Source organism: Candidatus Magnetobacterium casense (assembly GCF_019173545.1).
GTDB lineage: Bacteria > Nitrospirota > Thermodesulfovibrionia > Thermodesulfovibrionales > Magnetobacteriaceae > Magnetobacterium > Magnetobacterium cryptolimnobacter.
The window spans coordinates 1-7,350 of sequence record NZ_JABXWD010000170.1 but is presented as its reverse complement, the minus strand read 5'-3'; the positions used below and the strand labels follow the sequence as shown (position 1 = coordinate 7,350).

The 7,350-nt window shown below is 48.3% G+C and carries 3 protein-coding genes and 1 pseudogene; 2 read left to right on the top strand and 2 right to left on the bottom strand.

Features of this window, described 5'->3' with window-relative positions:
* Together HWQ67_RS10070 and HWQ67_RS10065 are read left to right on the top strand one after the other, a co-directional pair.
* Window positions 1–1,111, top strand: a 1,111-nt coding sequence (locus tag HWQ67_RS10070; protein ID WP_218252561.1) for a SpoIIE family protein phosphatase, incomplete at its 5' end; no start/stop codon positions are given.
* A 98-nt stretch (window positions 1,112–1,209) separates the two neighbouring features.
* Complete coding sequence (locus HWQ67_RS10065; RefSeq protein ID WP_218252560.1) at window positions 1,210–3,534, top strand: ATPase, T2SS/T4P/T4SS family; 2,325 nt, start codon at window positions 1,210–1,212, stop codon at window positions 3,532–3,534.
* A gap of 246 nt (window positions 3,535–3,780) precedes the next feature.
* On the opposite strand, the gene HWQ67_RS10060 is transcribed toward HWQ67_RS10065, so the two are convergent.
* Both HWQ67_RS10060 and HWQ67_RS10055 read right to left on the bottom strand, forming a co-directional pair.
* On the bottom strand, window positions 3,781–6,864 hold the full coding sequence (locus HWQ67_RS10060) for a bifunctional diguanylate cyclase/phosphodiesterase (protein WP_218252559.1): 3,084 nt from the start codon (window positions 6,862–6,864) through the stop codon (window positions 3,781–3,783).
* 246 nt (window positions 6,865–7,110) lie between these two features.
* Window positions 7,111–7,350, bottom strand: a pseudogene (locus tag HWQ67_RS10055) (IS66 family transposase); the annotation flags it as partial.

Below are 7,350 nucleotides of genomic sequence, written 5' to 3'. Positions count from 1 at the left end.
GCTCAATTCGATCCTGACGCTGGATACCAATACACCGGCAGACATGTACTCAAGCCTCCTGACCGACAACAGTATTGAGGACCTCGTGGTTATCAGCGGTACCGGTTTGTATGACAACTCTCAGGACAAGAGGGTCAGAGATGTTGTCAGTGCACAGACCCTTGCGATGATCAAGAAGGCATTTAAAGACAACAACGACATCTATACCGAAAAACAGGCCGTCACATGCCTGAGAACCGGAAACGATATCAGCAACTTGCTGTTCATAGACAACCGCAATGGTATCAGCCGGTGGGATAAGGAGTTGATAGATATCTTCTGCGCTCATGCCTCGATGTATTTCGATAGTGTCAAGCAGCACAAGATGGAACAATCCTTAAAGTTGTCCCATGAGATACAGATGAACATGCTGCCGGTAGATTTTTCATCCGTAGGGGCCAGATACGGGGTTGATATTTTTGCGTTTCTTCAGCCGGCCCGGGAGGTTGGCGGGGACCTGTATGACTTCTTCGGGATGGACGACGACCATCTCTGCATTGCCATCGGTGATGTATCCGACAAGGGGATACATGCCGCCCTTGTAATGTCTTCGACCAAGGTCACCCTCAGGGCCGTTGCCAGGTTGTATACGTCGCCTGAGACGATCCTGTCGGAACTCAACAAGGAGCTTTGCACACAGAAATCGGGGATGTTTGTGACATTTTTCCTTGGAATTCTGGATGTCCGCACGGGAGAGCTGACCTTCAGCAATGCCGGGCACAATCCCCCATATATGCTGTACCAATCCACAGGGCCAAGGGAAATGGAGATCGAGTCAGGTTTTCCCCTTGGCGTTATGGATGACTTTAAATACATAAAGGAAACCGTATCGCTTAAAAAGGGCGATGGCATCTTTCTATACACCGACGGGGTAACGGATGCCAGGGATATGAAAAAGGCATCATTTACGGCGCATCCTCTGATGGGCCTGCTTAGTGCAAATAACGGCGGTAGTGCAAATCAACTCGTAGGCCGCATCGAATATGCCCTGAAGACATTCATCGGTGAGGCCCCTCAGTTTGACGACATAGCAATGCTGGCGTTGTTTACAAATTGCCAACTGTCGTGTTAGCATAGATAGCGTTGAGCACAAAATATGTTAGGAGCAGAATTATATGATTGTACAGGGTGTAAAATCCAAAAAAGCCTAAGAAGCCATTAGGTGAGGTGTTGCTTGAGGCAGGCGTAATAAATCAAATAGAGTTGTCGACCGCCCTTGCTGAACAAAAGAAGACGCAGCATAGGCTGGGTAAGATTCTTATAGACCTGGGCTATACGAGCGAAATGGAGATCGTTCAGTGTCTGGCACAAAACATGGGCTATGACTATCGGGAGCTTGACAGGGAGGAGATAGATAAGGACCTTCTGCAGGTGCTTCCGGCTAAGATAGCCGAAAAACACCTTGTCTTTCCATTAAAAACCGACGGCAGGGCGATAACCATAGCCATGTGTGACCCCCTTGACGTGGGTGCGATAAAGGACATATCGTTTGTAACCGGCAAGAACGTAAGCCCTGTTGTCTCAACGCTCACGGAGATCAGAAAGGCCATACAGCAGCATTATCATGGCAAGAAAATGCTCAAACTTGGAGAATTGCTTGTAGAGGCGAGGATATTGCACCCCGATCAACTGAAAGTGTGTCTGGAGAAACAAAAGGCTACAAAGAAGAAACTCGGAGACATTATAGTACACCTTAATCTGGCCACGGAGATAGATATTGCCAGGGCGTTGTCGCAGCAGTTGAATATACCATACGTAAACCTTGAAACGATAGGGGTATCGGATAAGGCCCTGGAAATGATCAGCCGGGATATAGCTTTTGCAAATGTATTGCTCCCGATAAATATAAGCAAAAGGGCCATTGAAGTGGCCATGGCTAACCCCATGGATAGCGACGCCATCAGGGAGATAAAATATATCGCCAACAGAGACGTGGATGTGGTCTTGTCCACCCCAAAGGAGATCAGAGAGGCCATAAGACAATACTACACAGGGATATTGGGCAGCAAGGCTGGTGAGATCACACTGGCAGAGGACTTTGATGAACTCCAGGGACAGTACAACAAAGACAAGGGTAAAACGGAAGGCATACTGGATATCAAAAGCGATCGGATTGAGGTAGCCCCTGATGTTGGCAGTCTGTTGGCTGAGAGTGAATCGCCTCCGGTGATAAAGCTCGTCAACAAGATATTACTCACTGCCATAAAGAGTGGGGCCAGCGACATTCACCTGGAACCCTCCGAAAAGGACTACAGCGTGCGTTTGAGGACGGACGGTATAATGGTAACCCTTACACATTTAGCCAAGGCCCTTCAAAACCCTACCATATCGAGAATAAAGATAATGTCAAAGCTCGATATTGCCGAGCGCAGGGTGCCACAGGATGGCGGGATAAAGCTGAGACTCGATAACAAGGAAGTTGACCTCCGGGTTTCAACGTTGCCCACGCATTATGGCGAAAAAATCGTCATGAGGGTCTTGGACCCCACGGCGGCCAACCTGTCAATACACGAAATCGGCCTTAACGCCAAGGATCACACCGCCGTTGTGAGTATGATAGACAAGCCCCAGGGTATAGTCCTTGTCACCGGACCTACGGGAAGCGGTAAGAGTTCGACACTGTATGCCGGCCTGAACCACATATTAAATGACAAAATAAACATCATAACGCTTGAAAATCCCGTGGAGTACTCCGTCAAGGGTATTACCCAGGTAAACATCAACGAAAAGGTCGGTCTTACGTTTTCGTCTTCTCTTAGGGCGGTGCTGAGGCAGGACCCAGACGTCATCATGGTGGGTGAGATGAGGGACCCCGAAACAGCGGAGATAGCCATCCAGGCCTCCATCACGGGACATCTTGTCCTGAGCACCCTGCACACCACCACGGCCGTGGGGGCCGTTACGCGACTCAAGGGGATGGGTATTAAGAGTTACTTCCTGGCCTCCTCACTAAACGGTGTCATTGCCCAGAGGCTTGTCAGAAAGCTCTGCAACCACTGCAAGGTGCAGTATGAACCCTCCGATGAAGACCTGCTGTTTCTGATGATCAAGGGCACAATAGACCCCAGTGTTGCGCGGTTTTACAAACCCTCCGGTTGCAGCTCCTGTGGCAACACCGGTTATCGTGGCAGGGTCGGGATATTTGAGATACTGTCGGTGAACTCGTTGATCAGAAAGATCATCTACGATGATTCCAGTACGGAAAACGCCCTCGCCCGTGCAGCCACAGAGTCGGGCATGAATAGCCTCAGAGAGGACGGTCTCAAGAAAATCATGATGGGCATCACCTCCGTCGAGGAGGTTCTGAGGGTTACGGCCGCCATCGCAGAGGGCGAAATAGTCGTATGCAGCAAGTGTCGTGAACCGTTGAGTTCCGAATACACCTTCTGCCCGTACTGTAGCAGCGGTCTCAAGCACAAGTGTCCAAAGTGCGGTATGCAGAGAAACGAGCAGTGGAAGTTCTGCCCCTTTTGTAACGAAACGTTTGCACAGTAAGAGTGGTGCCGGTTCACGATTAATTTGTTCTATCTTGAAGATTAAGATTATATCAGACAATAGAGTTAATTCTGGACTTTTTGTAATAGTTCGGCAAAATCTTATGCGTAAATCACGGCAATGATGGGGTCAAGGGGACTGGTCCCCTTGCGGGGGAGGTCTGAGGAGGGGGCGGAGCCGCCCTCCTTCTTCTTTTTGTAGCGTTTATGATGAAGAACAAACTTACCGTGGGTGCCAGTTTTACTCTTAATCCCCTCTCAACAACCCGGCAAAGTCGTCTGCCGGGACGGCCTTGCTGATCAGAAACCCTTGAATTTCATCGCAGTTGAGGCTGCGCAACACCTCCAGTTGTTCGTTGGTTTCCACACCCTCGGCTATTACCCTTAGGCGGAGGTTATGGGCCATATCAATGATGGTCTTTACGATTGTCAGGTCGTCGGGATTGGTCGTAATCTCCTGGACGAATCCCTTGTCTATTTTTAGCTTTTTAAACGGCAGGTGCTTGAGATAACTCAGCGACGAATAACCGGTACCAAAATCGTCTATCGTCACCAGGACGCCCATATAATTGAACTGCCGCAGCATCGTTATTGTATTGTCAAGGTTTTGCATACAGAAGCTCTCGGTGAGTTCAAGTTCCAGGTGGTGTGGGGTCAACTGTGTGTCATGGAGTACCTTCAAGACCACCTCTGCCAGATTGTACTGCCTGTAGACCTGCTTGAGTGAGACGTTGACCGCCATAATGACCGGTGGTAGCCCCATAGCCTGCCACAGTACGCTTTGTTGACAACTCTTGTGCAGCACCAACTCACCAAGTGGTACAATCAATCCCGAGTCTTCTGCCAGGGGTATAAAGGAATTTGGATAGATCAGCCCCAGGGTGGGGTGCTGCCAACGCACAAGAGCCTCCGCTCCAATAATCTTGCCACTTTTGACCTCTATCTGCGGCTGATAGTGGATTACAAGTTCGTTGCGTTCAATGGCCAGACGCAGCTCATTCACCATCCTGAATCGCTCACTATGGGAGGCATCCATATCGGTCTTAAAGCGGGCGCATCCGTTTCTGCCACTGAGTTTGACGTGATTCATAGCCGTCTCTGCACAGTTGAGCAGTCCCTCTGCGCCGTCTGCATCACCAGGGTAGATGCTTATGCCGATGCTGGCAGTGGCACCGTAATTGCTACCGCCGAGGTCAAAGTTTTCACTCAGTGAACTTAATATCTTATTGGCAATAGTCTCTGAATCACTCGCATCTTTGATGTTTGTAAGGATCACCATGAACTCATCCCCATTCATACGGGCAATGGTGTCTGCTTCACGGACGTTTTTCATCAGGCGACTGGCAATGGTCTTTAAAAACAGGTCTCCCACATCATGCCCCATGGCGTCGTTTATGTTTTTGAAGTTATCCATGTCCAGGTAAATAACCGCAAAGAAATAGCCATAACGCTTTGCGTTTCTTACTTCGTACTCAAGGCGGTCAAGAAACAACACCCTGTTGGGCAGACCGGTCAGGGTGTCATAGTTTGTCATGTACTGTAGTTTATCCTCTATGAGTTTACGCTCAATAATGGCCGATAAGGTGCCTGCAACGGATAGCAGGAAGTCTTCCTCCAGAGTTGTTCTTACGTGTCCGGCCTTTGTATAGAGGTTAATAACCCCCAGTACCTTATCACCTGATTTTATCGGTACACAGTAATGTCCGTGCTGGTGCATCCCCTCATACGTAATGCTGTGTCGCTCATCCAGGGAGTCTGCAAACACTATCTCACCGGTGCTTGCCACCAGTCCGCACAGACACTTGCCCAGGGGCAGGTAGTTACACGTCTTGTACAGGCGCGGAGAAAACCCCTTATGGGCCTTGATTACAAGTGTCTCACGCTTTTCGTCCATCAGGAATATGCACCCCGTTGACTTGTCCGACAGCCAGGGGACTTTGCTTATGATGTTGAGGGTCCTCTCCATGTGTTCCTGAAAGGACAGCGAACTCAGTGACAGTTGCAGGATAGCGTTTATGGTGTTTTGGATCAGACAGTTTTGCGTTAATCGTTCTTCGTTTTCTCTCCGTATAATTATTTCGGCAATTATGTTTGCAATGCCCTTGAGAAATCCCTCCTCTTCCTTATCCCACTCATACTCCTCCGTAACGTACAGGGTGAACACCCCCAGCAGTCTGACATCTGAGATTATCGGGATACAGTAATGTCCATGAGGCAACATGCCTTCATAGCGGATATCATGGCCGATGTTCTCCGTTGTTGTGGTGAAGATCACCTTTGCAGTTGCGGCGGCCCGCCCGCACAGACATTGACCAACCTGGATGTTCGAGCATGTTGCAATCTGTTGCTCTGAGAAGTTATTATACGCTACGATTGTTAACCTGTCTGAATTGCCTTGTCTGAGGAATATGCAGCCCTTTGCCTGCACTGATATCCCCGGCAGTAACAGTATGAAGTTCAGTATCCGTTCCAACTGTTTCTCAAGGGGCATGGAAAACATCGATACCTTCATAACGAGGTTTAATACCTCCTGCAACTGCGATTGTTGGAGTATCTTGTCATCTTTTCCGACTAACTCCTCAATGGTATCTTGCAGGTGTTTCTGTGTCTCCCAGTTAAACAGTCTGATTACTCCAACTACGGATATAGCGGCACAGACCGCACATATAGCCCTGAACACCTGCACGGGAACCTTCACCACCGAAAGAAACGTATTGGTGTTGAGCACGTTTGAGGGAAAAAACCCACCCATTGAGACAACCAGACCACCCAGAACGGAATATGCCAAAAACGCAATCCCTGCCAACAGGAAATATCGGTTGACGTGCAGCGGTTTTTTCACACTTTCATTGATATGGCGGTAGTAGTAGAAGCCTATTGCGGTAAGGAGAGAGCCGGGAAATGCCAGAAAATACCTTGCCAGTATCTGTCCCGTCTGCCAGGGTTGTCCTGAGAGATAGGAAAGGAGGTAGATAAGAAGCAGTATCCCCGCCGTAATCCGCCATTTGAACATTGAGGCGTCTTTATTGATGGTGGATAACCGTACGCCAAACTCAAACAGAAACACGTATGAAGTCAGAAGGCAACAAAAACTCAGGCTTTTGAAAATGGTATCTTTTGGGTGAATAAAAGACAGCATGTCCAGCCACTCGTTTATCCCGTGGATCAGTGCAAAGGCGGCCAAAAGCCCGATAATACGCGACAGCTTCAGGACACTCCCACGTCTGGATTGAACAAGAACCGACACCCCCATCAAAACAAAGGACGCCCCATACAGCAGAAACACTATATCCAGGTTATTCCTAAACCACTGTTGTACTTGTTCCAACACCCTCCCCTTTCATAATATACCCCTTTACACCCTGTGACATACTCAATCGCACCTTGGATGGTTACACCTTAACAACAAGGGTGATAACAACCCTCATAACTTCTCAAACAGTTGAGATAACAGCCTTTTGACGCATAATTACGCCCAACTGAGCAATGGTATTATTTTTACCTACCCTATCGTTAATATAATGCCAAAAAGGAGACGGCCAATTTACGGCATGTCTTTTTGAGACTAATGAAAGTATCACGGCATTATCGTTTCATCAATCTTACACTCGACAGTTTTACTCTTTTTTTGGGAACCAAGATTGTCAACAGAAGATGATTTTTTGTCAGTTGTTTCCTTTTCCATCTTCCCTGGTTTTATGTCTGGTCTTGGTTTATTACCTTTCAATACCGCTATCTCATCCTTCAAACTCTGGATAACCTCCGCTTGATAATGGATCACCTCCGTCAGTTTAACCACTACTTCTGTACGCTCATA